Here is a 14,716-nt window from a genome sequence, read left to right as displayed (position 1 = left end):
TCATCAGGCTTTGCTGCGCAGCCGGAAAGTGGTAGCGAGACGGGCAGGGGATTCACCGGCGCTCACTAACGGCTGATTAATGCGTGCCGTTTCTACGCACACCATGGTTTTGTAACCGTCATTCGCCATGTCAGCCATACTACACGACAACTCCGGACCTGGATTCCACGTGACAACGTCACTTTGGTAGTGGTGATAAACCTCAATCTGCCGATTACCCGCTTTATCATGAATGACGCTGTAATCTTCTGGCGCGGTGAAAACACGGTCAATACGGCCCGGATAGGTCTGCTTACCATCCGATTCGCCGACCGCACTATCATTCACTTTATCAACGAAGCGGTTACCCAGCCCGCTAACCTCGGTCTGAGCAATATCAGTGACCTCGAAATAGCTGTGCAGCGCCGCAGTCGCCTCAAAATCGCCATGCGCTTCCAGCTCAATCTCGCAATGGGCACCAATACGGAAGCGCGCGAGCAGAGTAAATTCGTGCGGCCAGAGTTTTAAGGTTTGTGCATTACTTTCCAGCACAAAGGTCAGAATGACGCCGTCTTCATTCTCGTCATGCGCGGATAGCTTCCAGGGTTGATTACGGGCAAAACCGTGCGCGGGTTCGCCGGCCGGGCCAAACCACGGCCAGCAGATCGGTACACCACCACGAATGGCTTTACCGGTGGCAAACGGCGTCTTCTCGCTGAGCCAGAGGACCGGCTGTTGTCCACTGGGTTGCCAGGCGAGGAGATGTGCACCTTGCAAGGTAATGGCTGCGCGCACGCGGGGATGGCTGACAATAATAACGGGCAGTTCACCAATTTGACGCTGAGACAGATAAGGGGTGATCTGCTGCACTACGGGTAGCGAAAAAAGCGACTCTTGCATACAAAATCCTTCTCTTAAGCTAGCCAAATAAAAAGGGCGACCTAAGTCGCCCCTTGTTTGATCTATCGGTTGTGCTGGTTAGCTTACTTAGCAGAAACCAGAGCAATCAGATCGAGAACCTTGTTGGAGTAACCGGTTTCGTTATCGTACCAGGAAACCAGTTTCACAAAGTTGTCATTCAGCGCGATACCGGCTTTAGCATCGAATACTGAAGTCAGGATTTCACCGTTGAAATCGGTAGAAACCACGTCGTCTTCAACATAGCCCAGAACGCCTTTCATTTCGCCTTCAGCAGCGGCTTTGATTGCTGAACAAATTTCTTTGTAAGAAGCCGCTTTTTCCAGACGAACGGTCAGGTCAACCACAGAGACGTTCGGGGTCGGAACACGGAACGCCATACCGGTCAGTTTGCCGTTCAGTTCTGGCAGAACTTTACCTACTGCTTTAGCCGCACCGGTAGAAGACGGGATGATGTTCTGAGAAGCGCCACGGCCGCCGCGCCAGTCTTTGTGAGACGGGCCATCAACGGTTTTCTGGGTAGCAGTGGTGGCGTGAACAGTGGTCATCAGACCTTCAACGATACCGAACTTGTCGTTGATCACTTTTGCCAGCGGTGCCAGGCAGTTAGTGGTGCAGGAAGCGTTAGAAACGATATCCTGGCCAGCATATTTGTCGAAGTTAGCACCACGAACAAACATCGGGGTGTCATCTTTAGACGGGCCAGTCAGAACCACTTTCTTGGCACCGGCTGCGATGTGTTTGCGTGCGGTTTCGTCGGTCAGGAAGATACCGGTTGCTTCTGCAACTACGTCAACGCCCACTTCGTCCCATTTCAGGTTAGCCGGGTCTTTCTCAGCGGTAACACGGATTTTTTTACCGTTAACAATCAGCGCGCCGTCTTTAACTTCTACGGTGCCGTCAAAACGACCGTGCGTAGAGTCATACTTCAGCATGTAAGCCATGTAATCGGCGTCCAGCAGGTCGTTGATCGCGACGATTTCGATGTCAGAACGCTGCTGCGCAGCACGGAAAACGATGCGACCGATACGGCCAAAACCGTTGATACCTACTTTGATAGTCATATATTCCACCAGCTATTTGTTAGTGAATAAAAGGTTGGCTGTAAAATTACAAAAACCTTACCAGGCGTCAAGCGGAATCGTGTCAATTGTTGCGACAGGTCAATTCCACTTACAGGAATTATTCGTTGCGCAAACGCTTGCGCAACAGGGGTTATTCCAAAGCCAGATTTGCCGATCGCCGACTATAAAGGGATGTGTGTTCTAAAGGGTGATCGGCATCACAAATCCGTGTTGTCATCCACAGGACGGATGTGTTCGCACGAAAAAAGACCCGGATGATGTTATTCATTTGTTAGAATACTAGTCGATTTTTTCAGAATGACACTCCGGAATCCCAAAATGGCTAAAGACACCGCATCCGCGGAAAAAATCGCGCAGTTGTCGGAAATGCAGCGCTATGTAACCCAGCAGCGTGGAACCGAACCCCCTTTTACCGGTGCTCTGCTGCATAACAAGCAGGAGGGCATCTACCACTGCCTGGTTTGTAACGCGCCGCTGTTTCTCTCTGAAAGCAAGTATGATTCTGGCTGCGGCTGGCCGAGCTTCTATCAGCCGGTTAAGGATGACGCTATCCGTTACCTGGAAGATGATTCGCACGGTATGCACCGCGTTGAAATCCGCTGTGGCAACTGCGATGCACATCTCGGGCATGTATTCCCGGATGGGCCACAGCCGACGGGTGAGCGCTACTGTGTGAACTCGGCTTCGCTCAACTTTACCGATGAGCAGGGCAATCAACAACAGGGGTAAGCATGAAACAGGAACTGGAAGCGATGTTGGCGGCGATGACGCCAGAAGTTTACCAGCGTCTGGCTACGGCGGTGGAAACCGGCAAGTGGCCAGATGGCGTAGCGCTGACGCCCGAACAGCGTGAAAACTGCCTGCAACTGGTGATGCTATGGCAGGCGCGTCACAATGATGCGCCGCAGCACATGACTGTTGGCAAAGGCGGTGAGATGGTGATGAAGTCGAAAAAAGAACTGAAAGAAGAGTTCGGTATTGAGACGGATGTGACCCGCATAAACCTGCACTGATCACCCTGGCAGGGCTGGTTAACCAGCCCTGATTTTTCAGATAATGACCGCACCCTGGTTACGCATTTGCTCGATGGCAATGGCGCTATCCTCAGGGTTGAGATTAACCCCACGACAGCCTTCTTCCACCACCTCAACCTGATAACCCAGCTCCAGCGCATCCAGCACGCTATATTTGACGCAATAATCGGTTGCTAACCCCAGCACCACCAGATGGCTGATGTCGCGCTCGCGCAACCAGCTGTCCAGCTCAGTTTTACGCCGGTGGCCGTTATCGAAAAAGGCGCTGTAGCTGTCGACGTCAACATCTTCGCCTTTATGGAATACTGCATCAATCAACGTGCGATCCAGATCAGGGTGAAAATCAGCGCCAGCCGATCCCTGAATGCCGTGATCCGGCCACCAGATCTGCGCCAGGCCGTTCAGTTCCCCTAAGGTATAGACCGGTTCGCCTGATACCGAGGCAAAGCTGCCATGATTATCCGGATGCCAGTCCTGCAATGCCACTACACACTCGCCCCGAGCACGAAACTCACGTGCGTAGCGATTCGCAACGGCAACGGTTAAGTCACCTTCACGCACGGCCATGGGGCCGCCGGGGCAAAAATCGTTCTGTATATCGATGATTATCAATGCCCGCTTCATCACATCTCGCTCCGTATCAGTCTTCAGTCAGTTCGCCACGTAAATTCTGTTGCATTTTGGCACGAATTTCCGCACTGGTGAGGTTTTGACTCAGTAAAAAGTGAAGTTTTGTTAATGTTGCTTCCACCGTGAGATCAAAGCCACTGATCACCCCAGCGTGCTCCAGCGCATTGCCGGTGGCATACCCCCCCATATTCACCTTACCGGACATACACTGCGTCAGGTTTACCACCACAATGCCACGCTCGCTGGCCTGTTGCAGTTCAGCCAGAAACTCCGCATTTTGCGGTGCGTTACCGACGCCGTAAGAGCGCAGGATCAGGGCTTTTACCGGCTGACGCAGGAAGTTACGCACCACCTCAGCAGAAATGCCCGGATAAATCGTCACTACGCCAATCGGTTGCGGGGTGATCGGATGAACTATCAGCTCACCTGTGCCTTTGGGGGCGGGTGGCGTATTCAGGCGGCGAATATGGATACCGGCTTCCAGTAACGGCGACAGGTTCGGCGAAGCAAATGCATTGAAGCCATCGGCGTGTGCTTTGGTGGTGCGGTTGCCACGGAACAACGTGTTATTAAAGAATAGCGCGACTTCATTGATCGGATAATTCGCCGCCACATACAACGAGTTAAGCAGGTTTTGCTGACCGTCTGAGCGTAATTCTGCCAGCGGAATCTGCGAGCCGGTCACAATCACCGGTTTCGCAAGGTTCTCCAGCATGAAGGAGAGGGCCGAGGCGGTGAACGCCATGGTGTCGGTGCCATGCAGAATGACAAAGCCGTCGTATTGATCGTAATTCTGTTGGATGTCATTCGCGATGGACTGCCAGTCTTCTGGCGTCATGTCGGAAGAATCCATCAACGGCTGGTATTCGTGGATGGTGAAATCGGGCATCTCCGCACGATGAAATTCGGGCATATTTGCCAGCTGCTGCTGTAAATGGCCAGAAACCGGAATGTAGCCGTGTGCCGAACGCTGCATACCGATGGTTCCGCCCGTGTAGGCTACATAGATATTTTTCTTTTGCATGAATGAACTCAGACTTGCCGTAAAACGCGCAGTATAAGGGGATTACCGGGGAAAAGCAGCCCGACCAGCGGTCGGGCTGTAAAGATTATCTCACACCCGTCATACTTCGCGCTGCAGGTGCGTTGGCCGTGCTCATTCACCCCAGTCACTTACCTGAGTAAGCTCCTGGGGATTCACTCGCGTGCCGCCTTCCTGCAACACGAATTATTTAGGGTCTGTGTCGCCGCAGTTCAGGCAGAAAGCGTAACGATTTTGTGGATCGTTAAGGTTATCAAACAGTCCAGGCTGTTTTTTCATCGCGCTCATCACATCCAGCATCGGCGCAGGCAGCCACACTTTCAACGCCTCCGGCATGATGGCGCTGGCTGAGGCGCTCATCTGATTCAGCAACAGATCCAGCATACCCGGATCATCCTGATACCAGCTCAATTGCGGGGTGGTGACTTTCGCCAGTTCAGCAGCTTTGTTGACCGCGTCATCAAAGTCACCCAGCGCATCCACCAGACCGTTGGCTTTGGCATCGCTTCCGGTCCAGACATGACCCTGGGCAATCTCATTGATCTGCTCCGGCGTTTTATGCCGCGAGGCTGCTACTAAACCAACGAAGTTGCGATAGCCGTTCTCGATAGTCAGTTGCATCAATTGCTGCACTTCCGGCGGTAACGCTTTGGTGGTAGCAACATCAGCCAGCGGTGAGGTGGCAACGCCATCGGTATGCACACCAATAGTGCTCAGGCTGTTCTCCACGGTATTGATCACCCCAAAGATACCGATCGAGCCGGTCAGAGTGCTGGGGTTCGCCACAATGTAATCCGCCGGGGTGGAGATCCAGTACCCGCCAGATGCTGCCATACCGCCCATCGACACCACCACCGGTTTACCTGCCGCATGGGCAGCAGCGAGTTCTTCGCGGATCGCTTCTGACGCGGTCACGCTGCCACCAGGACTATTGACGCGCAGAATGATCGCTTTGATCTTCGGATCCAGACGTGCATCGCGGATCTGCCCGGCAGTGGTATCGCCGCCAACGTTTCCGGCGGTCTCTTCACCGTCCATGATTGCGCCGCTCGCCATCACCACAGCGATATTGCCGTCCTGCTGCGTGGGTTGCTTAACGGTGTAATCGTAAATGCTGACGTTACGATAATCGTTGTTCTGCTTATCCCAGCCGAAGGTTTTGATCAGTTCCTGATCGGCAGTGGCACGGCTCTCCAGGGCATCCACCAGTTTGCTGTTCAGGGCGTATTTGGCTGTATCGCCCTGTACCGCCTGCAAACCACTGATGATGCCCGCGGCACCGGGGAACAACTGCTCCGGGGTAATCTGACGGTTAGCGGAGACGGTGTTCAGATAGTTTTGCCACAGCTGACCGATCCAGCGGCTATCGGCATCGCGAGCTTCCGGCGACATATCATCACGCAGGAAAGGCTCCACCGCCGATTTATAGGTGCCGACGCGGAACACATGTGAGTTCACTTTCAGCTTGTCGAGCAACGTTTTGTAGTACAGGCCGTTAGTAGCGAAACCGTGCAGATCAACGGTGCCTTGTGGCGAGAGATAAACTTTGTTGGCATAACTGGCCAGATAATATTGTGCCTGGCTGTAGCTATCACCAATCGCGTAGACCGGTTTGCCACTGTCGCGGAATTCACGCAGCGCTTTGCCGACATATTGTAGTGATGGCTGATCGCCCCCGGCAAAATCACGCAGATCCAGCACGATACCGGTAATGTTTTTGTCGCCTTTCGCCTGGCGAATCGCATCAACCACATCAAACAGCGAGTTTTCCTGGAGGCGGTCACTGCTGGTACCCAGTAACTGACGGCCAATCCGACTCAGACGGTTGCTGACGGACGGTTTATCCACCAACACCCCGGTCAGATCGACTTTCAATGCACCCTGCTGGACTGGCTCACTGCTGCCGGAACCACTCACTTGTAACCAGATCCCCACACCGGCGAGGATCAACACAATCAGAAATAAATTAAGAATAAATTCCCGAATAAAATTCAGCACCCGCCAGCCCCAGCGGAACAGGCCAGCAATAATTCGCCACAATGTGCGCATAGACTCTCCATATTCACGTAGCCGAAGACAGCCAGCACGCCAGCCGCCTCGATATCGACCACATCCTAAAGAGCAGCGTGTGAAAAGTCAGCAGGAAATCGCGCCAGACTGTTACAAAAGATCGTGGTATGCCAGGATTAGACATCGTTTTATTTCAAGGGAGAAGAAAATGGATGCACTTGATTTATTAGTTAATCGCCGTTCAGCGTCACGTTTGGCTGACCCTGCACCGGCTGGTGAGGTGCTGGAAAACATCCTGCACGCCGGGATGCGCGCGCCGGATCACGGTTCTCTGCAACCCTGGCGTTTCATCATTGTTGAGAAAGAGGGGCGTGATCGTCTGAGCAAACTGCTGGAGCAAGCTGCGCGTGCCAGCGAAATGGATGACAAGGCCATTGAAAAAGCCAGCTCGTCACCGTTCCGTGCGCCGATGATCATCACGGTGGTCGCGCGTTGTGAACAACACCCGAAAGTGCCACGCTGGGAACAGTTGATTTCAGCAGGCTGTGCAGTGATGGCGATGCAAATGGCCGCCGCTGCGCAAGGCTTCAACGGCATCTGGCGAAGTGGACCCTGGACCGATCATCCGCAGGTGCGTGAAGCGTTCGGCTGCCGTGAACAGGATGCCATTGTCGGTTTCCTGTATCTCGGGACCCCGCAGCTAAAATCCAGCACGACGGTTCTGCCCCCTGACACGGCGGAATTTGTCAGTTATTTCTGACAGACACTGACGGGTTTCTGCGGCAGGCTGAGCGGCGTTGCAAAAATTGCACATCGCGTGTGCGATTGATCGAGCTGTGACCGCGCGCCCCTTACCACCGGCTGGCAGCCAGGCTAACATAGCGCTATCTGCCAGTGCATAAGGAACCCGCTATGAATGAACCTGTTCGCCTGACCCAATACAGCCACGGTGCTGGCTGTGGCTGCAAAATTTCGCCCCAGGTGCTGGAAACCATCCTGCGTAGTGAACTGGGCACCTTCCACGATCCCCATTTATTGGTGGGAAATGAAACCCGTGACGATGCCGCCGTTTATGATTTGGGTAACGGCAGCGCTGTCGTCAGCACCACTGACTTTTTTATGCCGATCGTTGACGATCCCCACACCTTTGGCCGTATCGCTGCCACCAATGCCATCAGCGATATTTATGCCATGGGCGGTAAGCCGATCATGGCGATCGCCATTCTTGGCTGGCCGGTGAATGTGCTCAGCCCGGAGGTAGCGCAGCAGGTAGTTGAAGGGGGACGTGCGGCGTGTCAGGCGGCGGGTATCGCCCTGGCGGGAGGGCATTCAATTGATTCACCGGAGCCGATTTTTGGCCTCGCGGTGACGGGTATCGTCGATGTGGCGCGTTTGAAGAAAAATAGCGCGGCTCAGGCAGGTTGCCAGTTGTTCCTGACGAAACCTCTCGGCATTGGTATCCTGACCACCGCTGAGAAAAAAGGCCTGCTGCGACCGGAACATCACACGCTGGCTGCGGAAGTGATGTGTCAGCTCAACAAAGTGGGTGCGGAGTTTGCTCATCTCGCCGGGGTCACGGCGATGACCGATGTCACTGGTTTTGGTCTGTTGGGGCATTTAAGTGAAATCTGTCATGGCTCCGCTTTACGCGCCGAAGTCATCGCTGCACAGGTGCCGCGTCTGCCCGGCGTGGATGAGTATATCGTCGCCGGTGCGGTTCCCGGTGGCACCAGTCGTAACTTCGCCAGCTACGGCCAGCATGTTTCGCCGATGGATGACGCGACACGCGCGTTACTGTGTGATCCGCAAACCTCGGGCGGTTTGCTGGTGGCGGTACAGCCTTCTGAAATCGAAGCCTTTCATCGCTGTGCTACCCTGGCCGGCGTGACGCCCACCGCCATTGGTGCGCTGTATGACGCCGAACCTGATTATCCCTTGATTACCGTAGTCAACTGACGTTTAAGGATCGACGCCATTCATGCGTTTGTTTATTGCAGAAAAACCGAGCCTCGGACGTGCCATCGCCGACGTGTTGCCTAAACCCCATCGACGTGGCGATGGTTATATCGCGTGCGGCAATGACCAGGTCGTCACCTGGTGTGTCGGGCATTTGCTGGAACAAGCTCAACCCGACAGCTACGACAGCCGCTATGCGCGCTGGAATCTCGCCGACTTACCGATTATCCCTGAGAAGTGGCGGCTCCAACCGCGCCCCTCAGTGGCGAAACAACTCAAAGTGATAGAAGGCTTGTTGGCGCAGGCGAGCGAAGTGGTGCACGCCGGAGACCCGGATCGCGAAGGACAATTGCTGGTAGACGAGGTGATTGATTACCTGCAATTGCCCGCGGAAAAACGCCAGAAAGTGCAGCGTTGTTTAATCAACGATCTCAATCCGCAGGCGGTGGAGCGCGCGGTTGGCCGTCTGCGCGAAAATCGTGAGTTTATTCCGCTGTGCGTTTCGGCGCTGGCACGCGCCCGGGCCGACTGGTTATATGGCATCAATATGACCCGTGCCTGGACGCTGCTGGGACGTAACGCGGGCTATGACGGTGTATTGTCGGTTGGTCGGGTACAGACCCCGGTGCTGGGGTTGGTAGTGCGGCGTGATGAAGAGATCGAGAACTTTATCCCCAAGGACTACTTCGAAGTCAAAGCGCATATTGTCACGCCCAAGGATGAACGCTTTGTCGCCAGTTGGGTGCCCAGTGATGCCTGTGAACCCTGGCAGGATGAAGAGGGACGCTTGCTGCATCGCCCGTTGGCGGATCATGTGCTGGAGCGCATCAACGGCCAACCTGCGCTGGTCACCGCGTATAACGATAAACGGGAATCAGAAATCGCGCCGCTGCCATTCTCGCTATCGGCGCTACAAATCGAGGCCGCAAAACGTTTTGGCCTTAGTGCACAAAACGTGCTCGACTGCTGCCAGCGGCTGTATGAAACCCACAAGCTGATCACCTATCCACGTTCGGACTCCCGCTACTTGCCGGAAGAACATTTTGCCGGACGTCATGCGGTGTTGAACGCTATTCAGGCCCATCAGCCGGATATGACGCCACCGACGGATTTCAACCCGGAACAGCGCAACCGTTGCTGGGACGACAAAAAAGTCGATGCCCACCATGCCATTATCCCGACCGCGCGTGCCAGCAAGGTTAACCTCAGTGAAAACGAAGCCAATATTTATGGCCTGATTGCGCGCCAGTATCTGATGCAGTTCTGTCCCGACGCGGTGTTTCGCAAGTGCGTTATCGATCTCGACATTGCCGGTGGCAAATTCGTAGCCAAAGCGCGCTTTCTGGCGGAAGCGGGCTGGCGAGCGCTGCTCGGTAGCAAGGAACGCGATGAAGAGAACGACGGCACACCGTTACCGGTGGTGAGTAAAGGTGACGAATTGCTGTGCGAGCGCGGTGAAGTACTGGCTAAGCAGACACAGCCACCCCGTCCGTTCACTGACGCAACCTTGCTTTCGGCCATGACCGGTATCGCCCGTTTTGTGCAGGATAAAGATCTAAAGAAAGTGCTGCGTGCGACCGATGGTTTAGGAACGGAAGCGACGCGCGCCGGCATTATTGAATTGCTGTTCCGGCGCACCTTCCTGGTGAAAAAGGGCCGCTATATTCATTCGACGCAGGCGGGCAGGGCATTGATCCACGCACTGCCGGAAATGGCGGCACGGCCTGATATGACGGCCCACTGGGAGTCGACGCTCACCCGTATTAGTGAAAAATCCTGTCGCTACGATGAGTTTATGCAGCCGTTGGTGAGTACCTTGATTGGCCTGATTGGTCAGGCGCGCCAGCAACCATCGCTACAGGCATTTCGAGGCATTGCCGCGAGCGGAAGCGCGAGTGAGAAAAAACGCAGCCGCAAACCCGCGCGGCGCAAAATGAAGGAGACCGAGTGATGCGTTATTTGATGGTGTTGCTAAGCGGCGTATTGCTGTTTAGCAGCGCGGCGCAGGCGAATCGTACCCCTGATACGGGCCGTAATATCGGCAATACTGACGTGGTGGTAGATATGCCGCCAGAAGTCTGGACGCAGGGGCAAAATAATCAGCAAAGCAACTGCTTGCAGTGCTGTACCTATGAAAATCGCAGCTATTCTGAAGGTGCGGTGGTTAAGGCCGAGGGTGTGCTATTGCAATGTTCACGTGATGAGAAAGTGATGGGTACCAATCCATTAATCTGGAAGATCATCAAATAAAGGGCGCGGCCTGACACAGGCCACGCCATCTCATCACAGTTCAAACGTTGACCACACTGGCGCGTGATCGGACGGTTTTTCCATACTGCGGATATCATAATCGATACCGCTGGCGATACAGCGCGACGCCAACGGCTGGCTGGCAAGCAGCAGGTCGATACGCAGACCGCGGTTATCATCGAAGCCTTTGGAGCGGTAATCAAACCAGGAGAAGCGGTCAGCAGTTTCGGGGTATTGAGCACGCCAGGTATCCACCAGCCCCCAGTTCAACAGACGGTCCATCCACTCACGTTCTTCCGGTAGGAACGAACATTTACCGGTGCGCAGCCAGCGTTTGCGGTTCTCTTCACCGATACCGATGTCGAGATCGGTGCTGCTGATATTCATGTCGCCCATAATCAGCACCGGTTTATCCACGGCCAACTGGGTTTGCAGATAGCTTTGCAGATCCCGGTAAAACTTCTCTTTTGCCGGAAACTTGATCGGATGGTCACGGCTTTCGCCTTGTGGGAAGTAACCGTTGATCACCGTGATATCGCCAATCGGGCTGGGGACTTCAGCCATAATCAGACGGCGCTGTGCGTCTTCGCCATCACCTGGGAAACCGCGATGCACCGCGACCGGTGCAGCTTTGGTCAGAAGCGCGACGCCGTAGTGGCCTTTTTGCCCGTGATAAAACACGTGGTAACCGAGTTTACTGACCTCTTCGAGCGGGAACATGTCGTCATGGACCTTGGTTTCCTGCAGGCCAATAACGTCCGGCTGATGCTGTTCCACCAGCGCCTCAAGTTGATGAGGGCGAGCACGCAAGCCATTGATGTTAAATGAGACAAATTTCATTTCGCTGCCATTTTTATCCGCTAAAGTATGGCGGGATGGTAGCGAGTTTTGCGTGAAATGTCATGGTCAGATTCGCCATTGTGTAACGGCGCGATAAATCACGCCGTTGTGCTTCAAACTCTGGATGCCTGCGCCAGCGCGGTTATCAGTTGTTGCTGATTCATACGCACGCAGTAAGACGGCATGCCACGCTCAAAACGCCACCCTTCAGCTAACGGCCCGGCATCAACGGCATCGAAACCAAATGCGTCGTATAGCGCCACGGCCAGTGCTTTACCCTCCGCATCGTCACCAGCCACGGGTAAGGCACGGCGTCCGGGTGTGGCAGCCGCCTGGCCATCACTCTCCAGTTGGGTCATGGGTATTGCGTTAAAGGCTTTGGTAACACGGGCCTCTGGTAGATAACGGGCCAGTAACTCGCTGGTGGTTGTTTCACGCGAAGTCAGGACGGCGATGTCACCGTCACGTTCGGGATAGTAGTTAACGGCATCCAGTACGGGTTTGTTGCCGATTTCAGCCGCCGGAAGGGTATCAATCGCGGTTTGAGGCACCGCGATAATAATAATATCGCCAAAGTGTGCTGCTTCGCTGGCTGTTCCGATTTCACAACCGATCATCGGCCGCAGGCTAAACAGGGTCTGTGGACCGCGAGAGTTGCTGAGCATCGCCTGATGCCCGGCCTGAATCGCTAATTTAGCTATCGCCCGGCCAACGAAGCCGGCACCAATAATTCCTATCTTCATTTCTCACTCCATCAGGTTTTCAGTCGTGAGTTGTACTATGATTCCCTCCCATAAGAAGATAAATCGTATTCATGTTGTTTTAAAAACAACTGAAAGGAGGGAATGATGGATAAATTGGCCGGGATGAAGGTATTCGTCAAAGCCGCAGAGTTGGGGTCATTTGCTGCTGTCGCTGATGCGCTGGAGATGTCACCACAGATGGTTGCCAAACATATTGCTGCGCTGGAGGCTCGCTTAGGTACCGCGCTGATCAATCGTACGACACGACGCCAGCATCTGACCGATATCGGACGCCGCTACTATGAACGTTGCCGTGTCGTGCTGAGCGAAGTTGAGGAGGCGGATGCGGTGGTACTGAATATGCAGGCCACGCCTTCCGGCATTATCCGGGTGAATGCGCCTGTGACCTTTGGTGCATATACACTTTCTCCCTTTATCACCCGCTACCTCGCCGCCTGGCCGCAAGTACAGGTCGAATTGACGTTGAGTGACAGAATCATCAATGCTGCGGAGGAAGAGGCGGAGGTTTTGATCCGTATTGGCGAGTTGGCAGACAGTACTATGGTAGCCTGGCCGCTGGCACCCTATCGCTTGATTGCCTGCGCGGCCCCGTCTTACATTGCGCTGCATGGTATGCCACGAACGCCGGCAGAACTGCAACACCACGCCTGCCTGGTCTATGGCTACTGGTCATCCGCCATGCCCTGCCGCTGGATATTTCATAGAGCGGGAAAGATTGAAGAAGTCAGACCGGAAGGGCGGTTACGATCCAATGACTGGAAAGCGCTGATGCATGCTGCACTTGAAGGTTATGGTGTGACTCTGGGGCCGGAAGATGTACTGAAAGAGGAAATCAATAAAGGGCGTCTGGTGCGGGTGCTGCCGGATTACAGTGGTCCGTCACGCCCGATGCATGTGCTGGTGCCGTCGGCGCGTAAACAAACGACGAAGATACGTTGTTTTGTTGATGCAGTGAGGAAAGAGTTTGCAAATAAATAAGGGAAGGTACTTGATGGTGGTGGGAGAAGGATTCGAACCTTCGAAGTCTGTGACGGCAGATTTACAGTCTGCTCCCTTTGGCCGCTCGGGAATCCCACCAGGGATAAGGCATATTGTGGCAACAGGTCGCGGCGATTCAAATGGTGGTGGGAGAAGGATTCGAACCTTCGAAGTCTGTGACGGCAGATTTACAGTCTGCTCCCTTTGGCCGCTCGGGAATCCCACCACTGGCCTGAATCAATACGCCTGAAAGCGGGGCGCATAATACCAAATGCGTTCAGTCTGTAAAGCGCCCACGCTAAATTTATGAATCGACTGCCCACTTTTTGCCCGTGACGCTGAAGCCTTGCTCAGTTCAGCGTCCGGATGGTTAAAGAATGATCGTGCGGTTGCCGTAGACAAATACGCGTTGACCCAACACTTTATACAATGCGCGGCTCAACACATTCTTCTCAACGTCGCGACCGGCGCGCATCATCTCTTCAGCGGTGTAGCTGTGATCCACATTGATCACATCCTGCATAATGATCGGACCTTCATCGAGATTATCATTGACATAATGCGCGGTGGCACCAATGATTTTCACGCCACGCTCATAGGCCTGATGGTATGGACGTGCACCGATAAATGCCGGCAGGAAGGAGTGGTGAATGTTGATAATCTGATTCGGGTAGCGCTGCACGAATGCGGGCGTCAGGACTCGCATATATTTCGCCAGTACCACATAATCAGGCTGATAACGGTCGATCTCGTCCGCCATGCGGTTGTCGTGTTCTTCACGCGTCAGACCTTCGTGGCTGACCAGCACAAACGGAATATCGAAGCGTTCAACCAGTGAACGCAGCGTTTCGTGGTTGCCAATCACCGCAGCGATCTCCATATCGAGACCACCAAAGGCACTTTTCATCAGCAGGTCGCCAAGGCAGTGCGCCTCTTTGGTCACCAGAATCACCACACGGCGACGACCGGCGCTATTTAGTTCACGAACCGACCCCACCGGTAAGGCGCTGTCGAGATCCGCAAGCAGGGTGTTGTCGTTGAAAATCCCTTCAAGCTCTGTGCGCATAAAAAAGCGCCCGGTACGGTGATCGACAAACTCGTTGTTTTGCACGATGTTGAGTTCGTGCTTGTAACAAATGTTGGTGATTTTGGCGATCAGACCTTTCGCATCGGGGCAAATGGTACGTAAAACTTTTCGTTGCATGGTTTGCGCTTGCATCTCGGAAGGAG

General features: G+C 54.2%; 15 protein-coding genes and 2 tRNA genes. 7 read left to right on the top strand and 10 right to left on the bottom strand.

The window, feature by feature from the left end; translation table 11 throughout:
- Nucleotides 1-3: 3 nt before the first annotated feature.
- The gene (locus AC6I8W_RS11870; RefSeq protein ID WP_497835173.1) at nucleotides 4-879 is read right to left on the bottom strand and encodes a D-hexose-6-phosphate mutarotase; all 876 of its coding nucleotides are present in this window, start codon (nucleotides 877-879) and stop codon (nucleotides 4-6) included.
- An 83-nt stretch (nucleotides 880-962) separates the two neighbouring features.
- Nucleotides 963-1,961, bottom strand: a complete 999-nt coding sequence (gapA, locus tag AC6I8W_RS11865) for a glyceraldehyde-3-phosphate dehydrogenase (protein ID WP_480364031.1) — start codon at nucleotides 1,959-1,961, stop codon at nucleotides 963-965.
- 339 nt (nucleotides 1,962-2,300) lie between these two features.
- On the opposite strand from gapA, the gene msrB reads away from it, so the two are divergent.
- Nucleotides 2,301-2,711 (top strand): peptide-methionine (R)-S-oxide reductase MsrB, encoded by a 411-nt coding sequence (msrB, locus tag AC6I8W_RS11860; RefSeq protein WP_497835172.1) that lies wholly within the window; start codon nucleotides 2,301-2,303, stop codon nucleotides 2,709-2,711.
- 2 nt (nucleotides 2,712-2,713) lie between these two features.
- Nucleotides 2,714-2,995 (top strand): YeaC family protein, encoded by a 282-nt coding sequence (locus tag AC6I8W_RS11855; RefSeq protein WP_497835171.1) that lies wholly within the window; start codon nucleotides 2,714-2,716, stop codon nucleotides 2,993-2,995.
- 36 nt (nucleotides 2,996-3,031) lie between these two features.
- Here AC6I8W_RS11855 and pncA read toward each other — a convergent pair whose 3' ends face one another.
- From pncA to sppA, 3 genes are all read right to left on the bottom strand, one after another.
- On the bottom strand, nucleotides 3,032-3,640 hold the full coding sequence (gene pncA / locus AC6I8W_RS11850) for a bifunctional nicotinamidase/pyrazinamidase (protein ID WP_497838174.1): 609 nt from the start codon (nucleotides 3,638-3,640) through the stop codon (nucleotides 3,032-3,034).
- 16 nt (nucleotides 3,641-3,656) lie between these two features.
- Entirely contained in the window at nucleotides 3,657-4,670 is a 1,014-nt protein-coding gene (gene ansA / locus AC6I8W_RS11845; protein ID WP_497835170.1) for an asparaginase, read from the bottom strand.
- A 204-nt stretch (nucleotides 4,671-4,874) separates the two neighbouring features.
- A complete protein-coding gene (sppA, locus tag AC6I8W_RS11840) occupies nucleotides 4,875-6,737 on the bottom strand; it encodes a signal peptide peptidase SppA (protein WP_497835169.1) in 1,863 nt (620 codons plus the stop codon).
- 169 nt (nucleotides 6,738-6,906) lie between these two features.
- Here sppA and AC6I8W_RS11835 point away from each other — a divergent pair, with 169 nt between their 5' ends.
- From AC6I8W_RS11835 to AC6I8W_RS11820, 4 genes are all read left to right on the top strand, one after another.
- Complete coding sequence (locus AC6I8W_RS11835) at nucleotides 6,907-7,458, top strand: NAD(P)H nitroreductase (RefSeq protein WP_497835168.1); 552 nt, start codon at nucleotides 6,907-6,909, stop codon at nucleotides 7,456-7,458.
- A gap of 152 nt (nucleotides 7,459-7,610) precedes the next feature.
- Nucleotides 7,611-8,654: a selenide, water dikinase SelD gene (gene selD / locus AC6I8W_RS11830; RefSeq protein ID WP_497835167.1), complete on the top strand. Its 1,044-nt coding sequence runs from the start codon at nucleotides 7,611-7,613 to the stop codon at nucleotides 8,652-8,654.
- A 22-nt stretch (nucleotides 8,655-8,676) separates the two neighbouring features.
- Nucleotides 8,677-10,605, top strand: coding sequence for a DNA topoisomerase III (locus AC6I8W_RS11825; RefSeq protein WP_497835166.1), 1,929 nt, complete (start codon nucleotides 8,677-8,679; stop codon nucleotides 10,603-10,605).
- Entirely contained in the window at nucleotides 10,605-10,904 is a 300-nt protein-coding gene (locus tag AC6I8W_RS11820; RefSeq protein ID WP_497835165.1) for a YnjH family protein, read from the top strand. The genes AC6I8W_RS11825 and AC6I8W_RS11820 overlap by 1 nt, the downstream gene beginning before the upstream one ends.
- Nucleotides 10,905-10,937: 33 nt before the next feature.
- On the opposite strand, the gene xthA is transcribed toward AC6I8W_RS11820, so the two are convergent.
- A complete protein-coding gene (gene xthA, locus AC6I8W_RS11815; protein WP_497835164.1) occupies nucleotides 10,938-11,744 on the bottom strand; it encodes an exodeoxyribonuclease III in 807 nt (268 codons plus the stop codon).
- Nucleotides 11,745-11,857: 113 nt separating this feature from the next.
- Nucleotides 11,858-12,487, bottom strand: a complete 630-nt coding sequence (locus tag AC6I8W_RS11810; protein WP_497835163.1) for an NADPH-dependent F420 reductase — start codon at nucleotides 12,485-12,487, stop codon at nucleotides 11,858-11,860.
- Nucleotides 12,488-12,592: 105 nt separating this feature from the next.
- Between AC6I8W_RS11810 and AC6I8W_RS11805 the strand changes: the two genes are divergently transcribed.
- Nucleotides 12,593-13,486, top strand: coding sequence for a LysR substrate-binding domain-containing protein (locus AC6I8W_RS11805; RefSeq protein ID WP_497838173.1), 894 nt, complete (start codon nucleotides 12,593-12,595; stop codon nucleotides 13,484-13,486).
- Nucleotides 13,487-13,500: 14 nt separating this feature from the next.
- Here AC6I8W_RS11805 and AC6I8W_RS11800 read toward each other — a convergent pair.
- From AC6I8W_RS11800 to purU, 3 genes are all read right to left on the bottom strand, one after another.
- Nucleotides 13,501-13,585, bottom strand: a tRNA-Tyr gene (locus AC6I8W_RS11800).
- 42 nt (nucleotides 13,586-13,627) lie between these two features.
- A tRNA-Tyr gene (locus AC6I8W_RS11795) sits at nucleotides 13,628-13,712 on the bottom strand.
- A gap of 144 nt (nucleotides 13,713-13,856) precedes the next feature.
- On the bottom strand, nucleotides 13,857-14,705 hold the full coding sequence (gene purU / locus AC6I8W_RS11790) for a formyltetrahydrofolate deformylase (protein WP_013509355.1): 849 nt from the start codon (nucleotides 14,703-14,705) through the stop codon (nucleotides 13,857-13,859).
- Nucleotides 14,706-14,716 lie beyond the last annotated feature (11 nt).

The organism is Pantoea sp. X-Soil-TKNS-1211 (assembly GCF_059730495.1).
Note: the sequence above shows the minus strand (reverse complement) of the source record. Positions and strands in the feature narration are given on the sequence as shown.